The organism is Sphingobium sp. AP49 (genome assembly GCF_000281715.2).
Taxonomy (GTDB): Bacteria; Pseudomonadota; Alphaproteobacteria; order Sphingomonadales; family Sphingomonadaceae; genus Sphingobium.
This window is the reverse complement of sequence record NZ_CP124576.1, coordinates 3,775,211-3,796,918: the sequence shown is the minus strand read 5'-3', so window position 1 is coordinate 3,796,918 and position 21,708 is coordinate 3,775,211. Positions and strand designations below refer to the sequence as shown.

Below are 21,708 nucleotides of genomic sequence, written 5' to 3'. Positions count from 1 at the left end.
CGGGGCCTTAGCAGTAGCGGCCGCGACGATCCTTCTTGTCGTCCAGATCGACGCGAGCGCTGATCTTGACGAGGTTCAGGACATTGAGCTTCAGGCCCAGAAGACCACCGGAAACCTGGGCAACCTCTTTCGTTTCGAGAGTACGCATATCAGTTCCTTTCTCATTTGCTCGATGCCGGCCTTCATCCGAGTGGAACAGGAAGGCGGCTCGACATGGATATGGCGTGAGAAAAATTTCACCAATATGCAGCGATGGCGCTATGTGTCTTTGATGGAGACAGAATGTAATTGGAATTAGTGCCTTGGTGAAGCGAACTGCAATAGTATGTCGGTAATATGTATTATCGTACCTAATAATACATAATTTGACTGACCTTATGCGATTCGCAGATTGTGCCCATTCATGTTGTCGGTGAAGCCGGTCGGTTGCTGCACATGGACTGCGGGACTGACAATGACGGCAGCCCCATCATGGCCATAGGCGCTGCGGATGCAGGTCATGCCCATCTGGACGTCGAGCAAGCGACCTTCCCCGTGCAGCAACCGGGCGCGCACGGCGCGATCCTTTCCCTGGCCAAGCACGATTTCCAATTCGTCGCTGAGTGCGATACGCGCATTGGGTTCAGTCAGGCGACAGAAATGCATGTCGATCATCTGTCGTTCCGCCATGCCGATCAGCGCGGCAAAGGCGTCGTTGACGCTCTGCACATAGCCGCGTGCCGTCAGTCGGACATAGCCGACCTGGCCGCTGGCCTCGATCGCCCGCATGAGTTCATCCTGCTGCTCTCCCTGGCGCAGGGCATCCATGTCGCGCGTGACATCGCGGATCAACAACACGATCTGCCGGCCGACCGGTGCGATCCGGCATTGTAGCCAACGGTCGGGCAGAAAGGGCGAGCGCATGTCGAACAAGGCCAGTTCGGCATGCCGCATCGCACGACGCACATAGGGTTCCGCCAGGCTGCCCGACAGTTCTGGCAGAGCCGTGAATAGCGGCGTACCGATCATGCCATTGGGATCGTGCGGCATCATGGCCAGCAATGCGCCATTGGCATGGGTCACCATGCCATCCTGGTCGAACAGGATCATGCCCTGGTCGATCCAGGCCGACAATTGTAGTGCATCGAGCGGCAGGATGGATTGCTCGGCCTGTCCCCCCAGATCGTGAAGGGCATGGAAATGATGTGCTGGACACAGGACATGGGTGTCACGGCCATGATGGGTGATGTAGACGGGCGCCTGCGCTGCCCGCTTCCGGATGGACGAGAAATGGCGCACCATTTCGGCGGCGGATACGCGATCGGTATTGGCGTCGGGCACGGCCATTCCTTCTGCTCGCCGCCATGCCGATCGGTTCGGCCGGTACGGCATATCTTCAGCCCGACCGATATTAAGCACAATGTCCGATTAAGAATGAAATGGGGCAATCGGCCATTTTACAAGATTTGCGCACCTCTTCCGTCGCACGCGCTTCCTAGCGGCAGAGCGCAATGATGATGCTTATCGAAATATAATTATTCAAATTTATCAAGTGATTGAATAGGGCGGTCGGAATATTGCCAGTATCGTTTGCGCCCGTTTTGTCACGCCGCACGCATCCGAAGGGGCGTGTGTTCTACATATTTTCTGGCCTATGGACCGTGTCAGCCCTGGTCACGGCCGTCGGTCCGGAGGAGGCGTGCTGAAAGGTTGATGACAGGCTGCTGGTCTAATCGGCGACGGCCCAATTCACACCCAATAGGCTGCTCGCTGCGACGGTGATGTTCTCACCTCGTTGCCTTGCGGGACGGCGAGAGGATTTATGAACGATATCTGGACACACATAGTCGCCGATTTCTCCAATCTCGGCTCTCCATCCGCGCTGGCCGCCTTTGGCCAGGTCGTGCTGATCGACATCATGCTGGCGGCGGACAATGCGATCGTCGTCGGCGCCCTGGCGGCCGGCCTGCCGCCTGCATCTCGCCGCAAGGTGATCGCGATCGGTGTGATCGCGGCGCTGGTGCTGCGCATCGCCTTCGCGCTGCTGGTGACACAATTGATGCAACTGGTCGGCCTGGTCTTTGCCGGTGGCTTGCTGCTGGTCTGGGTCGCCTGGAAGATGTGGCGCGAACTGCGCGCGCACGGCCACCCTGAAAATGCCGAGCATATGTCGGGCAAGGCCGCGCCCAAGGGTTTCGCCCAGGCCGCCTGGGCGGTCGCGATCGCCGATGTCAGCATGAGCCTGGACAATGTGCTGGCGGTGGCCGGTGCGGCGCGCGCGCATCCCGGCATCCTGGTGATCGGGCTTGTCCTGTCGGTCGCGCTGATGGGCGTGGCGGCGAACCTGTTGGCCCGCGTGATCGAACGCTATCGTGCGATCGCCTATTTCGGTCTCGTCGTGATCCTCTATGTCGCCGCCAAGATGATCTATGAAGGCGCGATCGACCCGGCGACGGGTCTTATCACCCTGTTCTAAAACGAAGAAGTGCGGGGCCGGTCAGTCGGCCCCGCCTTTCCGTCCCATGGAGGCAAAGCCGATCGGCGCGCCGATCAGAACCAGGATCACGCGGGTCAGATGGTGGATGATGACGACGCCCGGCTCCAGCGCCAGGCTGAGCGCGACCATGCTCATTTCCGCTAGGCCGCCCGGCGAATAGGCGAGCGTCAGCAGCACCGGATCGACCCCGGCGAGCGTGCCGATCCCCGCCGCCCAGGCGAAGGTGACGGCCAGCAAAATGGCTGTCGATCCCGCCGCCAGCGCCAACGTGCGCAGCAATTCCTTCAGGCTCAGCCCGACGAAGCGGCAGCCGATCGTTGCGCCCAGCCCCACCTGTGCCGCCGCCAGCGCCCAGCCGGGAATGCGGAAATCGGCCAGCCCGCTCATATGCACCGCCGCGCTGACCGCGAGTGGCCCGACCAGATGCCAGGCCGGCAGGCGCAACAGGCGGCCGATCAAGAGCCCGATCGCCGCGCAACCCAGGCCCCAGAAGAGCAATGACCAACTGGCTATATCGCCCGTCACGGGGGCGATCCGGCTGGCCGCGACCGGCACATGATCGAGCCGGATCAGGAAGGGCAGGATGAAGACGACGAGGAAGATGCGCGCGCCGTGGATCAGGCCGATGGCGCGTTCGTCAGCACCGCGTTCGGCCCCCATCACCACCATCTCGGCAATGCCGCCGGGCATGCCGGCGAAATAGGCGGTGGCCGGATCGAATTTCGCAATCCTGCGGAAATAGGTGACGCACAGCAGCGCGGCGGTGGCGAGGAAGAAGGGCAGGGCGGCGAGCGGGACGATCCATTCGCGCACCTGCGGCAGGAGGTGCGGGCCGAAGCTACTGCCCAGCACCACGCCGATCACCGCCGCCATCGGGCGGCGGGTGGCGGCGGAGGCCTGGATCGGCAAACCGGCGACGCTGGCGACCGCGCAGGCCGCCATCGATCCGAGCACCCAGGGCAGTGGCGCATGGATCGACCAGAAAAGCGCGCCGCCGGCCGCCCCGACGGCAAGCGCCGACAGGAAGCGGAGGAGCGTGTCCAATCCCCTAGGCGACAAAGGGGAAGGCCAGGGCGATCATGCCGACCAGGGTCATGACGATGCCAACGGCGGCGGCGGGCAACAGGGTGAAGCGCTGGTGATCGGCCAGGTCCACGCCCGCCAGGCTGACCAGCAGATAGGTGGAGGGGACCAGGGGGCTGAGCAGATGGACCGGCTGGCCCATCAGCGAGGCACGAGCGATCGCCATCGGTTCGACGCCATAATGGGCGCCGGCTTCGGCCAGGATCGGCAGCATGCCGAAATAGAAGGCGTCGTTGGAGAGGAAGAAGGTGAAGGGCATGGAGAGCAGGGCGGTGATCGGCGCCATATAGGGGCCAAGCGCGGGCGGGATGACGCCGACGACTTCCTTGCTCATCGCCTCGACCATGCCGGTGCCGCCCAGGATACCGGTGAAGATGCCGGCCGCGAAGATCAGCGACACGACGGCAAGGACATTGCCGGCATGGGCAGCGATCCGTTCCTTCTGCTGGGCGACGCCGGGATAGTTGACGATCATGGCGATGGCGAAGGCGATCATCATCAGCACCGACAGCGGCAGCACACCCCAGACCAACAGCACCAGCAGCGCTACCACCAGCAGGCCGTTGAACCAGCGCAGATGCGGCCGGCGGGCTTCGGGATATTGCGACACGCCCAGGTCCGACGGGGCGGCGGACTGGTGGGCATGGACCTTGCCCAGGCGGCGGCGTTCCTTGATGCCGAACCAGAAGGCGAGGCCGAGCAGGAAGGCAAGGCCGCCGATCATGCCGGGGATGAGCGGCAGGAAAAGGGTGGCCGGGTCCAGCTTCAGCGCGCTGGCGGCGCGGGCGGTGGGGCCGCCCCAGGGGGTGAGGTTCATGATCCCGCTCGTCACCATCAGCAGGCAGACGAGATAGAGCCGGTTCATGTCGAACCTTTTATAGAGGGGGAGCAGCGCGGCGATGGTGATGATGTAGGTGGTCGATCCGTCGCCGTCGAGGCTGACGACCGCGCAGAGCACGACCGTTCCCAAGAGGATCAGCAGCGGATCGCCATGCACCAGCTTCACCAGGCGGCCGACCAATGGATCGAACAGGCCGGTGTCGGTCATGGTCGAGAAGAAGAGGATGGCAAACAATAGCATGACGCCGGTGGGCGCCAGATTCTTGATGCCATCGATCATCATGTCGCCAAGGCCGGCGGCCTGGCCGGCGATCACGCCGAACAGCGAAGGGATGACGATCAGCGCGACCAGCGGTGTCATCTTTTTGGTCATGATCAGCGTCATGAAGGTGGCGACCATCAGGAAGCCGAGCAGGGCAAGGTTCATCGCTGCGTCCTTGAAGGAGATGGTGGTTGAGAGATTAGAATGTCACGCCGACACGGGCGCTGATGGTCTGGCCATCGTCGCTGCCGGTATAGGCGCCGGTACGATTGTCGCTGTGCCACTGGATGCCGTTCAGCTGGATGCGGGTGAAGCTGTTGAGGTACCAGTTGACGCCCAGCGTCGCGGCCCAACCTTCGCCACCCAGCAGCAGGTCGGTATAATCGAGATTCTCGTAGCGGGCGGTGAGTTCGATCGCGCCGGATCCGCCGTCCAGAACGGGGTCGAGTACATTGGGTTGGCCAAAACTGCCGAGGCGGGGGTTATAGGGCGGCAATTCACCCGTCAGGAACAGGCCGGTTGATAGGCTCCACGCCTTGCTCTTGAAGTCAGAGCGGCCGCCGTCGAGCCGTGCGATCCGCTGCCCGGCCTCGCCCATCACCCACAGGCCGCCGGTATAGCCGCCCAACTCGACGCCATAGCCGGTGTCCGACTTGCCGCCGAGCAGTTCGCCGGTCGTCACGCGCACCGCGCCGTTGAAGCGACCACCGATCACGGTGCTGCGGGTCAGCGTGGTCGCGGCGGAAGAGAGTGCCTCGTCGAAGAACCAGCCGCCGACATGCAGCAGCGATCGATCGGTCTTGATCGGGTTCCAGTGCGCGCGCGCCATCAGCGTGCGGCTGTCATTGGTGGTCTGGTCGCCATCGACCCGGTCGCCGGTCACGCTGAGCGAGGCGTGCCAATTGGGTCCGAACATGCGGCCCATGATGCCGATGCCATAGAAGCCGCGCTGCGGGATGATCGCTGTCGCGACCACGGTACGTTCCAGGAAGGGCGTCGAATCAGATCCGGTGCTGCCCTCGAACGAACGGTCGTTGAACAGGTGGCCGGCGCGCACATCATAGTCGATCTTGCTGCTGATCTTGTTGCGATAGCCCAGAAAAGCGGTGACGATGTCGACCTCATTCTCCGAAAAATCGCTTTCAAACTGGTAGAAGAAATGTGGGCCGACGCCGCCTTCCAGACCCAGGCGCAGCGCACGCATGCCGGTCGTGGTGGTGTTGCGGCCATTATATTTCGAGCCCATGGTCGAGCTGACATCGACCAGGATGCGGCCACGCGGCTTGTAGGTGAAGACGCCGTCGGCCGAACGGAAGACAGGCAGGCCCGCCCCCCATTCGGTGGTGACCCCGGCCGGGTTGGCGGCGACCGCACGGGCCTGTGCCACGTCGAGGTCAGCGGGGCCGGGCGGCACGATCTGCGGCGCGAAGGGGGTGATCACCAGCGGCTGGGTGGCGTCCTGCTGCGCCATCTGCGGCGCAGGCTGCTGCGTTGCCGCCTGTTGCGTTGCCGCCTGTGCGGCGACCTGTTGGCCCTCCAGCTTGTCGAGCCGGGCCTTGAGCGTGGCGATCTCCACGGCCTGGGCCTTGACCAGTGCGGCCAGTTCGTCGGGACTGGGCGTCTGGGCAAGCGCGGGGGTGGCAATGATCAACGCCAGCGCGGCGCAACCGCTGCGCAACATCAGGTGGGACATGCTTATCGGGCTCCTGAAACAAGCGCCGCCTGCCATTCGCGCAGGAAGCGCTGGCGCGTGAGGCGGTCGAGATTGACGAGAAGCTGCGGGCCGACGCGGATCGCGCGGGCCTGGGCAGCGGGCAGGCGACGTCCCTTGATGTCGGTGCGCACCGGCCAGAGGCTATGCTGGGCGAGCAGCGATTGCCCCTCGCGCGACAGCAGGAAATCGAGAAACAGCTTGGCGGCGGCAGGATGCCGCGCTTCACGCGCGATGAAGGCGATGCGCGACATCACGATGGTATAATCTTCGGGAAACACCACGCCGATGCGCGGATCGCGCCGGGCGCGTTCGACCGCGTAGGAACCGATCACATTATAAGCGATCGCATATTTGCCCTCGGCCACACCACGCAGCATCGGTTCGGTGGTGATGTGCAATTGCGGCCGGGTTGCAGCCATCGCCTCCACCAGCGAGCGGGTGTCGCGGGTAATGGCATAATCCTGGGTCAAATAGAGATAGCCGGTGTTGGACTTGTCAGGATCGAAGGTCGCGACCTTGCCGGTCAGCACCTTGCGATCCTGGCGCAGCATCGCCTCCAGCGCGGCATGGCTGCGTGGGGGGTGGGGTATCGCCTTCTTGTTGTAGACATAGGCGATCGGCTCGGCGGTGACGCCGAAACCCATATTCTTCCAGACCGCCGATGGTGGGAGAGCGGGCTTTTCAGGGCTGGCATAGGCCTGGGCGAAACCATCGTTGATCAGCTTGACCTGCTGGTCCATCGCCGACGACCAGACCAGGTCGGCCGACATCCTGCCGCCGCGCGCCTCGGTCGAGAAGCGGCGGAACATCTCGTTTGACCCGAGATCGGAATAGCTGACGGTGACACCAGGATAGCGGCGCTGGAACGCCAGGATGACGGGTGCCATTTCGGATGTGTCGGCATTGGCATAGACGATCACCTGCCGCTCAGCGCGGGCATCGGCGACCAGATCGTCATAGGAACGCGGATAGCCGGTCGGCCTTTGCGCCACCGCTGTCGCGCTGGTGACGGACAGGCTTGCCAGCGCCGCCACTATCTGAATAACCCTTCGCATCGACCCTGCTCCTCGCATGTTCCGTTCTTCCGTCGGATTAGGAGCGTCAGTTACGAAGCCAAGCTGTCATCAACCTTTCAGCATCGGGTGCCCTATTCGGATTTTGATGATCGAGGATGACGCGGCGCTTGCCCGCAGCATTGCAGCCCTTCTGCGAGCGGGAGGGCATGCGATTGACCATGTCGTCACCGGCGAGGATGCGCTGGCTATCGTCGGCAGCGAACCCTATGCGCTGGTGATCCTGGATGTCGGTCTGCCCGATATCGATGGTTTCACCGTGCTGGCGGAACTGCGCCGGCGGGGGGAAAAGGTACCGGTCCTGATGCTGACGGCGCGCGACGCGCTGGATGACCGGGTGCGCGGACTGGACCTGGGCGCCGACGATTATCTGCGCAAGCCGTTCGAGCCGGAGGAACTGGAAGCGCGGGTGCGGGCACTTGGTCGTCGCCGCGGCGGTGATCCGACGCCGGAAATCATCGTCGGTACCCTGACCGTCAACCGTTCTACCGGCACGGCCGATGTGGCCGGGCGGTCGCTTGATCTGCGGCGGCGCGAACTGGCGGTGCTGGAGGCGCTGGCCACGCGGGCGGGGCAGGTGGTGCCGCGCGAATTGTTGATCGGCGAGGTCTTCGGCTTTGATGAACCGGTCGGCGGCAATGCGATCGAGGTGCATGTGACCCGCCTGCGCGGCAAGCTGGCTCCTGATGGTCCGGGCATTCGCACGGTGCGCGGCGTGGGCTATATGCTCGATGCCAAGTGAAGGTCGTGCCATTGCCCTGCGCACCCGCTTGCTGGCGGCCATGCTGGGACCATTGCTGGGGGCGGCGGCGATCATCGGCATCGGGGGCGCGACGCTGATTTCCGATGTGGTCCGCCGGACGAATGACCGGGTTCTGGGCGGCGCCCTGGGCGCGATCGCGGAAACCGTGCAGGTGGAGCGGGGAGAGGTGACGCTCGACCTTCCGCCCGCTGCCTTTGGCATGCTGGAGAATAGCGAGCGCGACAATGTCTATTATCGGGTCGCGGTTGGCAGCGCGCTGCTGACCGGATATGCGGACCTGCCCGCGCCCGATCCGGTGACGCTGCAGGTCGACCAGCCCCGTTTCCGCTTTGCTCGCTATCGTGAACAGGACATCCGGATCGGTGAGGTCCGGCGCAGCCTGCCGCGGATCAACCAGCCGGTCATCGTGCAGGTGGCCGAGACGCTGGATAACCGTCGGGCGCTTGCCAACCGGTTGATGGTCGGCCTGTTGATCGGGGAACTGACCCTGGTGGGCGTGGCCATTTTGTTGCTGCGCCCGGCGCTTGGATGGAGCCTGCGGCCGCTCGTGCGTCTGCGCCGCGCGGTCGAAGTCCGCGACATCCGCGCACGCCCCGATTTTTCCGCGCTCGACACCGGGCCATTGCCCAGCGAACTGCAGCCGCTGGCCAGCGCATTCAACCGGTTGCTGGGGCAGCTTGATCGGGCGACGGGTGGTGTACGGCGCTTCACGGCGGATGCGTCACACCAGATGCGTACGCCCTTGTCGGTGCTCAAGGTCCAGATCGAGCTGGCACGGCGGGGTTCGTCCCAGGCGATGGACGAGATATCCGACGCGGTGCTGCGGCTGGAACGGCTGGTGACCCAGTTGCTGGCGCTCGCCCGGGCCGAGGAAAGCGGCGTATCGCCACCGACCGAGATGGTCGACCTCAAGGAGGTCAGCCGGGCGGTGATCGGCCGGCTGATCAATCAGGCGATCCATGCGCAGGTCGAACTGACTCTGGATGCGGCCGAGGAGGAGAATTATCGGGTCGAGGCCCATCGCACGCTGATCTTCGAGATATTGGCCAATCTGATCGACAATGGCATTCGCTACAATCAGCCGGGTGGTACCGTGGCGGTCACGCTTGCCCGGGACGGGGACGCCATGTTGTTGATCGTCAGCGATGATGGTCCGGGCATCGCCCCGGAACATCAGGACAGGGTATTTGAGCGCTTTTTCAGGGCCGCAGGGCTGTCCGGGCCGGATGGCACCGGCCTTGGCCTGGCGATCGTCCAGTCGGCTGCATCGCGCATGGGCGCCAGCTTGGCCATTGCGCCGGGCAATCCGGGGACACGCATATCGGTACGGTTCGAGGGCGCGGATCGGCAGAAACAGGCCGTCTAGATCGCATTGCTGAACCGCTTTTCCTGCGGCTGCAGATAGGCGTCGAACCTAGCGGCGATGACCCTTGCGTAGGGCAAGGCGCGTTCCGTCAGCCTGATCTGGCCCGACTCGACATGCACCAGATTACGGGCCTCGAACATGGCGAGATCCGGCCAGCCCGTTGTGGCGCCGATCGAAGCCTGGCCGGTGCACAGCAGAGACTGGATGATATCGGCGCGCTGCCTGTCCTGTGGGGTACGCACGGCGCCGCGCGCTGCGGGCAAATGTCCGGCGACTGCCAGTGTCCGGTAGGGGCCGGACTGTTTTTCATTCTGCACGATGAGGTCGGGAAACTGGCTGATGGCGCTCGCTCCCAGGCCGATCAGCGCATCGGCGTCGTCGTCGGTGAAGCCCTGGAAATTGCGATGAAGGCGACCTTCGCCTGCCGCCTGAGCCAGGGAATCGTCGGCCAGCGCGAAATGATCGAAGCCGATTGCGCGATAGCCGGCCCGGGTCAGGCGCTGATAGCCATGGGCTGCCATGGCGAAGCGGGCGGCCTGGCCGGGCAGGTCATTGGCCGGGATCCTGCGCTGGCGCGACAGCAAGCGCGGCATATGGGCGTAGCCGAACAGCGCGATCCGGGCGGGCGCCATGCGGATCGCCATGTCCAGCGTGGCGGCCAGATCGTCCATGCCTTGCCCCGGCAGCCCATACATCAGGTCAAAACCGGTCGTGATACCGGCCTGAGCCAGACCGTCGACAGCGCGTTCGACCATGCCCAACGGCTGAATGCGGCCGATGCGCGCCTGAACATGGGGGCTGAAGGTCTGCACGCCCAGATTGACGCGATCGACGCCCATAGCCGCCAAAGTCGCGATCCACTGATGATCCAGCCTGCGCGGGTCAAGCTCTACCGAAATCTCCGCGTCATGGACGTCGAAGCACAAAAGCAGTTGCTGCAGCAGGCGGATGAAATCCACGAGCGGCAACGAATTGGGGCTGCCGCCACCAAAGGCGATGCGTCTTGCCCGACCACGCCCGCCCAGCCGTGTTGCGACCAGGGCGATCTCCTGTTCCAGCGCCTCGACATAGGCTGACAGCCGGTGGCTGCGGTTCGCGGCGCCGGTATTGCAGCCACAATACCAGCAGATGTCATGGCAATAGGGAATGTGGACATAGAGGGAGAGGGACGCCCCGGCATCCAATGTGTCAAGCCGGCTGGCCATGTCGGTCGCGCCGACATCGGCAGTGAACTGCGCAGCTGTGGGATAGCTGGTATAGCGGGGCACCGGCTGGGCGAGCAGATCGGGATAATAGGTCCACATGACCGTCCTGATCGCAGCTGGCATCGCGGGTGGCATTGCGCCATGTCAAATTCCACCTTGCGCGGGATCAATGCCGTATGCCGCAGCCCGCATCAAAAGCGCGTCACCAGTCCCCAGGGCGTCGCCCCCGGGGGCATCCGGAAGGGAAGGAGACACGCAATGACCATGAAGACCATCCTGCTCGGCGGCGCCGTGGCGATCGCGGCGCTGGCTTCGCCGGCCCAGGCGAAGCAGGGCGACGTACTGATCCGTCTGCGCAGCATTCTCGTTGCGCCCAATGAGAAGAGCGGCAGCGTTCTGCCGGGTTTTCCGGGCGAGAAGGTCGGGGTCGACAATGCCGTCATGCCCGAGATCGATTTCACCTATATGGCAACCGATCATATCGGGTTTGAACTGATCGCGGCGACGACCAAGCATAACGCCAGCGGACGGAGCGGTACGACCGGAAGCATCGGCAAGCTGGCATCGACCTGGGTGCTGCCGCCGACGCTGACCGCGCAATATCATTTCCTGCCGGAAGGCAAGGTGCGTCCCTATGTCGGCGCCGGCGTCAACTATACGCTATTCTACAACGAGAATGCGTCGAACGCGCTGGAAGATGCGGTCGGCAAGACCAAAGTCCATATGTCCGACAGTTTCGGTTGGGCGGCGCAGGCCGGCATCGACATCGATCTGACCGACAAGCTGTTCCTGAACCTGGACGTCAAATATATCGACATCGATACGACGGCGCGGCTGTCGACCAGCGCTGCCGGGGTGCAGAAGGTCAAGATCGACCTCGATCCGCTGGTCTTTGGCGTTGGCGTCGGTATGCGCTTTTGATGTGGGCGATGGGGGTGGCACCGAAAGGCGCCATCCCCATCGCATGGTGATGGGGCCGCTGTGCCGAAGGCGGTTTTAGAACTGGCGTTCGAGCAGCAGCAATGTGGGATCATCCTCGATCGCGCTGACGGAAAAACCCTGTTCGCGCTCCAATGCGATCGCGGCATGATTTTCGCGACTCTCGATCGACCGCAGTTTGCGCACCCCCCATTGTTGGGCGACGGCGGCGGCATGGTCGAGCAGGGTCCAGCCGATGCCGCGTCCCTTATAGTCCGCGTCGATCGAGATCGCGACTTCGGCACTGTCCCCTTGCGAATCCGCGGCCAGCGTGGCGGCGGCGATGATCGCATCGGTCCCGGGCAGGAAGGCGAGAAAGGTTTCGCGACGCTGCGGGGTGAAATCGGTGATCACCTGGGCATGCGCCTTGCTCAGGTTCTGAACCGAAGAGAGAAATCGAAAACGCCGGTCTTCGTCCGATACCCTGGCGAAGAAACTGATGACGGCATCGGTATCGGCGGGCGTTGCGGAACGCACATCAAAGTGCAAGCCGGTGCGGGTTTCGAGAGATGTCATCGCATATTCCTTTCGTTCAGGCGGGGGCGAGGGATTTTATCAGCAATGGGAATTGGGTGCCGTCAGACCCGGTAAGGGTCAGAAAGCGGCCCGCGCGGATGACATCCTGTGTCAGATGGGCAATGCGTTCGCTGTTCTGCCCATCGGGGCGGTAGGCGAATATCCAGCCTTCCCGTCTGTGCAGCAGGCAACCGTGCCGATCCGGTTCATTGGACCAGAAGCGGCCGACGGTCGCCAATTCGGGATGCCGCCGATATTCCTGTTCGTCGATCAGCCCATCAGCCTTGAGGGGGAGGCGCAGAACATAGCTGCGCGCCGCCGATCCTCTGGGGAAATCGTCGGTGCGGGCCAGCTCGAGGCGTATCCTTGTCCAGTTCATCCCTTGCTTCTTCTCTTTTCAGATGCGCGAAGAAATAAGGACTATTCCTGATAGAGAGGGCCAATGGCGACTTTCTAGGGTTGGTTTACACGGTGCATGAAGGGCAGGGCGCGCTTTTTTGGCCTATGATCCATGACGATCTGCAGGGAGGCAGCATGGCGGTTGCTGACGATGATACCGAGGGCCTGAGCGCTCGGGCGCACAGCCTGGAGCAGGCGTTGCTGGGATCGATCCTGGCCACGGTACCCGATGCCCTGATCGTGATCGATGGACGCGGGCGCATCGTGTCCTTTGGCGCGGCGGCCCAGCGTATGTTCCAATATGCCGAAAGCGATGTACTGGGCGAAAATGTCTCGATGCTGATGCCCTCGCCGGATCGGGAACGGCATGACGGCTACATCGATCATTATCTGCGAACCCGGGAAAAGCGGATTATCGGCACTGGCAGGCTGACCAGCGCCCGCCGCCGTGACGGATCGACATTTCCCATCGAATTGTCGGTCGGGGTGGTGGACGATGAGGCGCGGCAATTGTTCACCGGGTTCATCCGTGATCTCACCGAACGGCAGCAGACTGAGCGCCGGGTGGCGGATCTGCAGGTCGAACTGGCCCATGCCAGCCGGGTGACGGCGATGGGGACGCTGGCCACGACGCTGGCACACGAACTGAACCAGCCGCTGACCGCGATCGCCAATTATATGGAGGCGGGGCGGGATCTGCTCGACACTGACGGCCCGGTCGACCGCGAGATGCTGCGCGAGGCGATGAGCGAAAGCGCGGCGCAGGCGTTGCGCGCGGGCGGGATCATCCGCTCGCTGCGGGAATTCATCCGGCGCGGCGAGGCGCTGCGCGAGCCTGAGACTTTGCGCGATGTGCTGGCGGAGGGCGCTGCGCTGGCCTTCATCGGGGTGGACAGCCGGGGGATCGACATGGACATCCGGGTCGATCCGAATATCGACAAGGTGTTGATCAACCGCATCCAGTTGCAGCAGGTCATCATCAATCTGGTCAAGAATGCGATCGAGGCGATGCGTGCGCAGCCTGCCCGCATCCTGCATCTGAGTGCGACGACCGACGACGCGGGCCGGGTGGAGGTAGTGATCGCCGACAGCGGGCCGGGCCTGGACCCCGACATGTCGCGGACCTTGTTCACGCCCTTTGCCACGACCAAGGCGCAGGGCATGGGGCTGGGCCTGTCGATCAGCCAGACCATCGTAGAGGGGCAGGGCGGCCGTATCTGGGCCGGCCGCTCGCCATGGGGTGGCGCGGCGTTTCACTTCACCCTGGATAGTGCAGACCAGAAACCGGATACGCAATCATGACCCAATCCTATCCCGTCTATGTCGTCGATGATGACGAGGCGATCCGCCGTTCGCTGTCCTTCCTGCTGCGGACCAGCGGCTATGCTGTCCGCCTGTTCGAGGGGGGCGTGGAATTTCTGAAGGAAGCGGCGGGCTTGCCGGCGGGGTGCGTGCTGCTCGACGTGCGCATGCCGGACATGGACGGCCTGGAGGTGCAGCGGGAATTGCGCGGTCGCGGCATCATGTTGCCGGTCGTCATCATGACCGGTCATGGCGATGTCGACATGGCCGTGTCGGCGATGAAGGCCGGCGCCAGTGATTTCATCGCAAAGCCGTTCGAGAAGGGCGCACTGCTGGCCCGTATCGAAGCCGCGAAGCGCCAGTCTCTGGCCGATCGGGATGCGAGCGGGAAGGCTGTGGATGCACAGGCACAGCTGAACATCCTGACCGATCGGGAGCGGGAGGTGCTGATTGGCCTGGTTCGGGGGCTTCCCAACAAGACGATGGCCCATGACATGGGGATCAGCCCCCGTACCGTCGAAATTCACCGTGCCCATATGATGGAGAAGCTGAAGGTGAAAAGCCTGGCGGATGCGTTGCGCATCGCGTTTCAGGCCGGCATCGCCTAGCGCGTCATGCCGCGTAAGGATATTTACGGATAGGTCTGCGCTAACGCCCGCGCCATGCAGGGCACATGGACATGCTATTTGATCTGGCGCAAAATCCGTCATCCGACGACGGCGCCGTGCCGCTTTCCGCTGCTACGCTGCGCAACTGTCCCAGCCGTTCATGCGATGATTGCGCGGTGCGGTCGCGCGCCATCTGTGCCGATCTTTCGGAGGCGGATCGCGCGGCGCTCAATCGCATCGGGCGACATGTGTCGGTCCATGCCGGACAGACGGTGATGTGGGAAGGCGATGACAGCATGGTCGTTGCCAATGTCATTGCAGGTACGCTCAAGCTTGCGACATGTACGGGCGATGGGCGCGAGCAGATCGTGGGCGTCGTCTACGCCTCCGACTTTATCGGTCGGCCCTTTGGCGCGCTGACGCCGCATAATGTCACGGCACTCACCGATGCGCGGCTCTGTCTTTTTCCACGACGCGCCTTCGACAGCTTTGCGCTGGCGCATGGGGAATTGCAGCATCGCCTGCTGCAGCGGACGCTCGACGATCTGGACCGCACCCGGGCCTGGATGCTGCTGCTGGGCCGCAAGAATGCGCGCCAGAAGGTAGCGACATTCCTGATCGACATGAGCCGTCGTCTGCGGGCTGACGACCAGAATGTGATCGAGTTGCCTTTGTCGCGCCAGCAGATCGCCGATATTCTGGGGCTGACAATCGAGACAGTGTCGCGACAGATGACCGAATTGAAACGGCTCGGCATGATCGCGCTGCCTGGGCGTCGTGGCGTGCGCATGATCGACATCGCGGCGCTGGAGGCCATTGCCGAAGGAGAATAGCTTGGCTGTTTCTGGCCCGGCCGAGGGACGCTTTTGCCGTGCCGATATTTCTGGTACCGGGCCTGATGCTGCGCCCCTGGACCCTGCCGCTCAAGGAACGTGTACGCATCGCGCCGGACAGCCCGCGCTACATGCAGATCGCCCACGGGCTGATCCACGAGATCGAGCGCGGCCGGCTGCTGCCTGGCGAGTTCCTGCCGAGCAGTCGGGACCTGGCGGTGGCGCTGGAGGTCAACCGCAAGACCATCGTCACCGCCTATGAGGAACTGATCGCACAGGGCTGGCTGGTGAGCGCGGGGACGCGCGGCACCATCGTGTCGACGTCCCTGCCCAGTAGTGATGATGCACCCGCCCCGCCGATTGCGCCCGACATACGTCAGGCAGACGAGACCGAATATCCGTTCCTGGCGGCGCCCGACCGGCTGATCGCGATTCCGGCGGGCAAATGGCGCAAGCTGGACGAGGGCGTCGCCGACGGGCGCCTCTTCCCCGCCGACCTGTTGGCCCGTGCCTATCGCAAGGCGGCGGAGGGCGCGTCGCGCGCCAATGCGCTGCACTATCGCGACCCGCGCGGATCGCCCCGGCTGCGGCAGGAGATCGCCAGCATGTTGCGGCGCCAGCGCGGGCTGATGGTGGGTGCGGAGAATATCTGCATCACAAGGGGCAGCCAGATGGGCGTGTTCCTGACCGCCCGCATCCTGATCCGGCCGGGCGACGCAGTGCTGGTCGAACGGCTGACCTATGAGCCGGCGGTCGCCGCCTTCCGCGCCTGCGGCGCGAAGATCGTCACCGTCGGGCTGGACGAGGACGGGGTCGATGTCGCCGATGTCGAGCGCGCCTGTCGCAAGCATCGCGTCCGTGCCATCTTCGTGACGCCGCACCACCAGTTCCCGACCACCGTGTCGATGCGGCCCGAGCGGCGGCTGCGCCTGCTGGAACTGGCGCGGCAATTCGCCTTCGCGATCATCGAGGATGATTATGACCATGAATTTCATTTCGGCGCCCAGCCGCTGCTGCCGATGGCCAGCTATGCCCCGGCGCGGGTGATCTATGCCGGGTCGATGTCCAAGCTGCTCGTGCCGGCGCTGCGCATCGGCTATATCGCCGCCGCGCCCAAGCTGGTCGATGCGCTGGCCTATCAAATCTCGCTGATCGACGGCATGGGCAACACCGTGACGGAGGAGGCCGCCGCCGAACTGCTGGAGAGCGGGGAGGTCCGTCGCCATGTGCGCAAGACGGCGCAAATCTATGCCCGGCGGCGCGACGCCTTCGCCCGCAACCTTGACAGCGAAATGGACAGGCTGGTCGACTATCGCCTGCCCGATGGGGGCCTCGCCTTCTGGTTGCAGTTCAAGGATATGGCGGCGCTCGACCGGCTGGAAGCGCGCGCGCCCGAGATCGGCCTCAGCTTTGCCTCCTCGCATAGCTATGCGGCGGCGGAAGGGACCGAGCGGGGCCTGCGGATCGGCTTTGCCAGCCTGACCGAAGATGAGGCCAAGGAGGTGTTGCAGGCGCTGCGCCGCTGCGCCGAACCCTGACCTGTCGCTTGGACCCCTTCACTTTCCCGAATTGGATGTTTCGGAAGGGTCCAATGCCGGCGCAGTGTCACGCATATGAAATATGCGCCCCGTTCCCCGGACGACATTGTCACCCTGATCGGCGACCATCCGCTGTGCTGGATCGTCTCCCATAGCGCGGCCGGTTTCGGCGCCACGCCGCTGCCGCTGCTGGCCGAATGCGATGAAGGCGGCGCGCTGGTCTCGCTGCTCGGCCATTTCGCCTTGTCCAACCCGCAGGTCGCGCAACTGCGCGCGGCGCCGCGCGCCACCGTGCTGGTCAATGGGCCGCAGGCCTATATCTCGCCCGAGATGCAGTCGAACCCGCACTGGGTGCCGACCTGGAACTATGCGATGGCGGTGCTGACCGTCGATGTCGAACTGCTGCCCGAGGCGACGCGCGAATCGATCGAGACGCTGACCGATCATATGGAGGCGGGCCGCGTCGCCCCCTGGCATATCGAGGATGCCGGCGCGCGGCTGGAACCGATGATGAAGCATATCATCGGCTTTCGCGCGCATGTCCGCGCGATCGACGGGCGGTTCAAGCTGGGTCGCGACGAAAGCCGCCAGGGCATCAACGAGATTGTCGGCAGCCTGGCGCCCGGCGGCCTGCGCGACTGGATGCGGATCTACAATGAGGACCGGCTGGACGAGACCAGCCACGAGGGAGCAGAGTCATGATGTTCAGTCGACGCGAGATGCTGGCCGGGGGCGCGACCGGCCTCGCCGGACTGGCACTGAGCAGCAGCTTGTGGGCCAGGGGCCAGACGCTGGAGACCGCCTATGTCAACGCGACGGTCTGGACCGGCGAGGGCATGCCCGTGCAGCGATCGGCGATCGGTGTCGTGGGCGGGCGGATCGCGGCGATCGGGGCGGCGGCGGTCAAGGCGCAGTCGGGCAAGGGCACGCGCATCGTCGATCTGGGCGGCGCCTTCGTCATGCCCGGCTTCACCGACGCGCACACCCATTTCCTGACCGGCTCCTATCTGCTGAGCCAGCCCAATCTGCGCGAGGCGAAGAGCCCGCAGGAATTTGCCCGCATCGTCGGCGAGGCGGCCAAGGCGCTGAAGCCCGGCCAATGGCTGCAGGGCGGCAGCTGGGACGCGGAATTGTGGGGCGGTGACCTGCCCGACCGCAGCTGGATGGACCCGGTGACGCCCAACACCCCGGTCGCGGTGCAGCGGCTGGACCTGCATATGCTGGCGCTCAATTCGCTGGCGCTGAAGCTGGCCGGGATCGACCGCAACACGCCCGACGTGCCCGGCGGCATGATCGTGCGCGACAAGGCCGGCAACCCGACCGGAATCCTGAAGGACGCGGCGATGGACCTGGTCAAGCGCGCCATCCCCGCGCCGACCGACGCCGACAAGGAGGATGCCGCGCGCCAGGGCATCGCCCATGGCCTGTCCAAGGGCGTGGTCCAGGTCCACACCACCGAACTCGACTGGATCACCCATGACACGCTGCGCCGCCTGCGTGCGAAGGGCGAGACGGACATGCGCTTCTATTCCTTCGTGCCCCTGCAGGACTGGGCGAAGCTCAAGGCGCTGATCGAGGCCGAAGGGCGCGGCGACGACTGGGTCCGCTGGGGCGGGCTGAAGCTGCAATATGACGGGTCGCTGGGGTCGCGCACGGCGATGTTCTATCGCCCCTATGACGATGCGCCCGACACCAGCGGCTTCCCGATCCACAAGCGCGCCGACGTGCAGCAATGGACCAATGATGCGGATGCCGCTGGCCTGCAGATCACCATCCACGGCATCGGCGACAAGGCGAATGACGAAGCGCTGGACATCTTCGCCGCCGCCGCCGCGAAAAATGGCGCGCGCGACCGCCGTTTCCGCATCGAACATGCCCAGCATCTGACGCAGACGGCGATCCCGCGCTTTGCCCGGCAGCAGGTGATCGCGTCGGTCCAGCCCTATCATGCGATCGACGACGGCCGCTGGGCGATCCAGCGGATCGGCGCGGAGCGACTGAAGGGCACCTATGCCTTCCGCTCGCTGCTCGACGCCGGGGCGAAGGTCGCCTTCGGATCGGACTGGCCGGTGGCGCCGCTCGACCCGCTGACCGGGGTTGCCGCCGCCGTGCTGCGCCAGACGATCGACGGCGCCAATCCAGGCGGCTGGTTGCCGCAGCAGAAGCTGACGATGCTGCAGGCGCTGCACGCCTACACCGCAACCAACGCCTTTGCCGGCTTTTCCGACGATCGGATGGGCCTGCTGAAACCGGGCATGCTGGCCGATTTCGCGGTGTTGGATGCCGACCTGTTCGCGATCGACCCGGCCAAGACCGGCGCGACCAGGGTGCTGCGCACGATCGTGGGCGGCCGCCAGCGCTTTGGCGAGGGCAGCGAGATTTAACAACAGAGCAAGGGAGAGGAACGGCTCAAAACAGCCGCCTTTCGCAACATAAAGGGGAATGACAATGAGAAGATTGACGCATCTCAAGACGGCAAGTCTGGCCGCCATGGCGGCCGCGACCATGCTGTCGGGCACTGCCTTCGCCCAAGCCCGGCCGCCAGCGACAGCGAGACGATCATCGTCACCGCCGGCAAGCGTGACGAGGATATCCGCCAGGTCGCGCTGCCGATCAGCGCCGTCACCGGCGAACAGCTCAAGAAGATGAACGCCAACAGCCTGTCGGACTATATCGTCCGACTGCCCGGCGTGGTGTTCAACGATTATCAGCCCGGCATTTCCGAAGTCGTCATCCGCGGCGTCGCCGCCACCACCTATCATGAGCAGGGCCAGACCACGGTCGGCTATTATCTCAATGAAGTGCCGGTGGTGGAGCCGGGTTTCCCGATCGGCATCCCTGACGTCGACACGTTCGACCTGCAGCGCGTCGAAGTGCTGCGCGGGCCGCAGGGCACGCTGTTCGGCTCCTCGACGCTGGGCGGCCTGGTCAATTATGTCGCCAATGTCGCTGATCCCTCGAAGATTGACGCCGCAGCATCGGGCCTGGTCGGCACCACCAAGAACGCATCGGGCGAGCTGAACTATGCAGTCAAGGGCATGGTCAACGTGCCGCTGGTGGCCGACAAGCTGGCGGTGCGCCTGATGGCGCTGCAGCGGTTCGACGCGGGCTATCTCGACAATCCGGGGATCGGCGTGAACGGCTCCAACGACTATCGCACGCGCGGCCTGCGCGGATCGATCGTCGCCAATCTGGGTGAGACCACCAAGGTCACCTATCTGTCGAGCTGGCAGGACAGCAAGCTGGACGACCAGACCTATCTCGACCTGGGCAACCCCTATGTTCGCGACCTGCCGCGTGCCGAAACCCAGAAGACGGAATTCTGGATGAACAGTCTGCGCCTGGACCAGGAAGTGGGCGACATCGCCAATCTGACGGTGCTGGGATCGATCACCAAGAAGACCAACACCACCATCTTCTCCTACCCCTATGCCTATGTCACCGGGGTGACGACCGGCGACGGCGCGGCCTATTCGGTGGGAGACGCCGACGCCCTCATCAAGACGGTCGAGGCGCGGCTGGCTTCGGCGGGCGAAGGGCCGTTCAAATGGCTGATCGGCGTCAGCTACATGCAGGCCAAGAAGAACAGCTATGACCAGATATTCCAGGCCGGGGCGGCCAATTATATCGACGCCAACCCTGACCTGTTCGGTGGCTATTCGGGCAGCCAGCTGACCCCGGGCGATCGCCTCTATGGCTATCTTACCAAGAGCACGAACGAAGATTTCGGCATCTTCGGCGAACTGTCCTACAAGCCGATCGAGCAGATCGAGATCACGCTGGGCGGCCGCTATTATGACACCACTGCCAAGGCCGACGTGCTTAACCAGGCCGGTGCGCTGGGCGGCTATCCGGGCGGCTACACCCCCGATGACGCGAGCGGCAGCGTGAACCAGAAGGAGGACGGCTTCCTGCCCAAGGCGACGATCGCCTATCGCCCGTCGAAGAATCTGATGGTCTATGCCACCTATTCGGAAGGCTATCGGGTCGGCGGCATCAACCCCAATGCCGGGCTGCTGCCCAGCATTCCGCAGGCCTATGACAGTGACGAGGTCAAGAATTACGAAGCCGGCGTGAAGGCGCAGACCGGCGACGGCCGATTCGCCGTGGACCTGACCGCATTCCAGATCGACTGGAACAATATTCAGGCACGCCTATTCGGCCCCGGCCCGTCCTATTATTCCTATGTCGTCAATGCCGGCGGCGCGCGCATCAAGGGCGTGGAATTTTCCGGCACGGTCAATGTCAACCGGATGATCCGGTTCAGCAGCAACATCACCTATCAGGATGCCAAGCTGACCGAATTCCTGCCTTATCCCTTCGATGTCGCGGGCCTGGGCGGCTATGCCAAGGGCACGACCCTGCCCGGTTCGTCCAAATGGTCGATCGCCAACAACCTGACGCTGACCTTCGCCGATGTGTCGGGCGCCCCGACCTTCGACATCGCGCATCGTTACCTGTCGTCGGCGCCGACCAGCTTCGACGATGTGTCGCGGCGCGGCGACTTCAACGTGTTCGACCTGCGCGCCTCGATCGGCCTGGGCGAAAAGGTCCGGCTGATGGCCTTCGCCAACAATGTGTTCGACAAATATGGCGTGCTGAACGCCCCGTTCGCGAACGATGCGGCGACGCCGCAGGGATCGATCATCCGGCCCCGTACCATCGGCCTGCGTGCCGACTGGAGCCTGTAAGCCTTGAAGACCGGGGCCGCATCCGCAAGGGTGCGGCCCCTTCATTTCTGCCCCGTTAGTT

General features: G+C 64.1%; 20 protein-coding genes. 11 read left to right on the top strand and 9 right to left on the bottom strand.

Translation table 11 applies throughout. The features are described from left to right. Nucleotides 1–7: 7 nt before the first annotated feature. A complete protein-coding gene (locus tag PMI04_RS18110) occupies nt 8–148 on the bottom strand; it encodes a hypothetical protein (protein WP_007705026.1) in 141 nt (46 codons plus the stop codon). 227 nt (nt 149–375) lie between these two features. Beyond that, a complete protein-coding gene (locus tag PMI04_RS18105) occupies nt 376–1,320 on the bottom strand; it encodes a PAS domain-containing protein (protein WP_162129634.1) in 945 nt (314 codons plus the stop codon). Nucleotides 1,321–1,801: 481 nt separating this feature from the next. On the opposite strand from PMI04_RS18105, the gene PMI04_RS18100 reads away from it, so the two are divergent. After that, a complete protein-coding gene (locus PMI04_RS18100) occupies nt 1,802–2,455 on the top strand; it encodes a YjbE family putative metal transport protein (protein ID WP_007705030.1) in 654 nt (217 codons plus the stop codon). A 21-nt stretch (nt 2,456–2,476) separates the two neighbouring features. Here PMI04_RS18100 and PMI04_RS18095 read toward each other — a convergent pair whose 3' ends face one another. Genes PMI04_RS18095 through PMI04_RS18080 form a run of 4 tightly spaced genes read right to left on the bottom strand, consistent with a single transcriptional unit; the run spans nt 2,477 to nt 7,430 of the window. Next, complete coding sequence (locus PMI04_RS18095) at nt 2,477–3,520, bottom strand: AbrB family transcriptional regulator (protein ID WP_007705033.1); 1,044 nt, start codon at nt 3,518–3,520, stop codon at nt 2,477–2,479. Between the two features lie 4 nt (nt 3,521–3,524). Continuing rightward, on the bottom strand, nt 3,525–4,826 hold the full coding sequence (locus PMI04_RS18090) for a CitMHS family transporter (RefSeq protein ID WP_007705035.1): 1,302 nt from the start codon (nt 4,824–4,826) through the stop codon (nt 3,525–3,527). Nucleotides 4,827–4,860: 34 nt separating this feature from the next. Next, a complete protein-coding gene (locus tag PMI04_RS18085; RefSeq protein ID WP_007705038.1) occupies nt 4,861–6,354 on the bottom strand; it encodes a porin in 1,494 nt (497 codons plus the stop codon). 2 nt (nt 6,355–6,356) lie between these two features. Beyond that, on the bottom strand, nt 6,357–7,430 hold the full coding sequence (locus PMI04_RS18080) for an ABC transporter substrate-binding protein (protein ID WP_007705041.1): 1,074 nt from the start codon (nt 7,428–7,430) through the stop codon (nt 6,357–6,359). Between the two features lie 94 nt (nt 7,431–7,524). Between PMI04_RS18080 and PMI04_RS18075 the strand changes: the two genes are divergently transcribed. Beyond that, nucleotides 7,525–8,190, top strand: coding sequence for a response regulator transcription factor (locus tag PMI04_RS18075; RefSeq protein ID WP_202947597.1), 666 nt, complete (start codon nt 7,525–7,527; stop codon nt 8,188–8,190). Beyond that, nucleotides 8,180–9,577, top strand: a complete 1,398-nt coding sequence (locus PMI04_RS18070; protein ID WP_007705047.1) for a sensor histidine kinase — start codon at nt 8,180–8,182, stop codon at nt 9,575–9,577. The genes PMI04_RS18075 and PMI04_RS18070 overlap by 11 nt, the downstream gene beginning before the upstream one ends. On the opposite strand, the gene hemN is transcribed toward PMI04_RS18070, so the two are convergent. Next, on the bottom strand, nt 9,574–10,881 hold the full coding sequence (gene hemN, locus PMI04_RS18065; protein ID WP_007705050.1) for an oxygen-independent coproporphyrinogen III oxidase: 1,308 nt from the start codon (nt 10,879–10,881) through the stop codon (nt 9,574–9,576). The genes PMI04_RS18070 and hemN overlap by 4 nt on opposite strands. Before the next feature lie 159 nt (nt 10,882–11,040). On the opposite strand from hemN, the gene PMI04_RS18060 reads away from it, so the two are divergent. Further along, nucleotides 11,041–11,703: an OmpW family protein gene (locus PMI04_RS18060; protein WP_007705052.1), complete on the top strand. Its 663-nt coding sequence runs from the start codon at nt 11,041–11,043 to the stop codon at nt 11,701–11,703. 75 nt (nt 11,704–11,778) lie between these two features. Here the strand turns inward: PMI04_RS18060 and PMI04_RS18055 are convergent, their stop codons facing one another. Both PMI04_RS18055 and PMI04_RS18050 read right to left on the bottom strand, forming a co-directional pair. Continuing rightward, entirely contained in the window at nt 11,779–12,276 is a 498-nt protein-coding gene (locus tag PMI04_RS18055; protein WP_007705053.1) for a GNAT family N-acetyltransferase, read from the bottom strand. Nucleotides 12,277–12,292: 16 nt separating this feature from the next. Further along, the gene (locus tag PMI04_RS18050) at nt 12,293–12,655 is read right to left on the bottom strand and encodes a hypothetical protein (RefSeq protein ID WP_007705054.1); all 363 of its coding nucleotides are present in this window, start codon (nt 12,653–12,655) and stop codon (nt 12,293–12,295) included. Nucleotides 12,656–12,810: 155 nt separating this feature from the next. Between PMI04_RS18050 and PMI04_RS18045 the strand changes: the two genes are divergently transcribed. From PMI04_RS18045 to PMI04_RS18015, 7 genes are all read left to right on the top strand, one after another. Beyond that, entirely contained in the window at nt 12,811–13,977 is a 1,167-nt protein-coding gene (locus PMI04_RS18045) for a PAS domain-containing sensor histidine kinase (RefSeq protein WP_007705057.1), read from the top strand. Then, a complete protein-coding gene (locus tag PMI04_RS18040; protein ID WP_007705060.1) occupies nt 13,974–14,585 on the top strand; it encodes a response regulator in 612 nt (203 codons plus the stop codon). Before PMI04_RS18045 ends, PMI04_RS18040 begins: the two co-directional genes overlap by 4 nt. Nucleotides 14,586–14,650: 65 nt before the next feature. Beyond that, nucleotides 14,651–15,418 carry a Crp/Fnr family transcriptional regulator gene (locus tag PMI04_RS18035; RefSeq protein ID WP_037485242.1) on the top strand — a complete coding sequence of 256 codons (768 nt, stop codon included), beginning with the start codon at nt 14,651–14,653 and terminating at the stop codon, nt 15,416–15,418. 38 nt (nt 15,419–15,456) lie between these two features. Beyond that, nucleotides 15,457–16,956, top strand: a complete 1,500-nt coding sequence (locus PMI04_RS18030; RefSeq protein ID WP_007705068.1) for a PLP-dependent aminotransferase family protein — start codon at nt 15,457–15,459, stop codon at nt 16,954–16,956. A 75-nt stretch (nt 16,957–17,031) separates the two neighbouring features. Further along, a complete protein-coding gene (locus PMI04_RS18025) occupies nt 17,032–17,658 on the top strand; it encodes an FMN-binding negative transcriptional regulator (protein ID WP_007705072.1) in 627 nt (208 codons plus the stop codon). Beyond that, nucleotides 17,655–19,340: an amidohydrolase gene (locus PMI04_RS18020; protein ID WP_007705075.1), complete on the top strand. Its 1,686-nt coding sequence runs from the start codon at nt 17,655–17,657 to the stop codon at nt 19,338–19,340. Before PMI04_RS18025 ends, PMI04_RS18020 begins: the two co-directional genes overlap by 4 nt. Nucleotides 19,341–19,601: 261 nt before the next feature. Further along, nucleotides 19,602–21,647: a TonB-dependent receptor gene (locus PMI04_RS18015; protein ID WP_283184816.1), complete on the top strand. Its 2,046-nt coding sequence runs from the start codon at nt 19,602–19,604 to the stop codon at nt 21,645–21,647. Nucleotides 21,648–21,708: the final 61 nt, after the last annotated feature.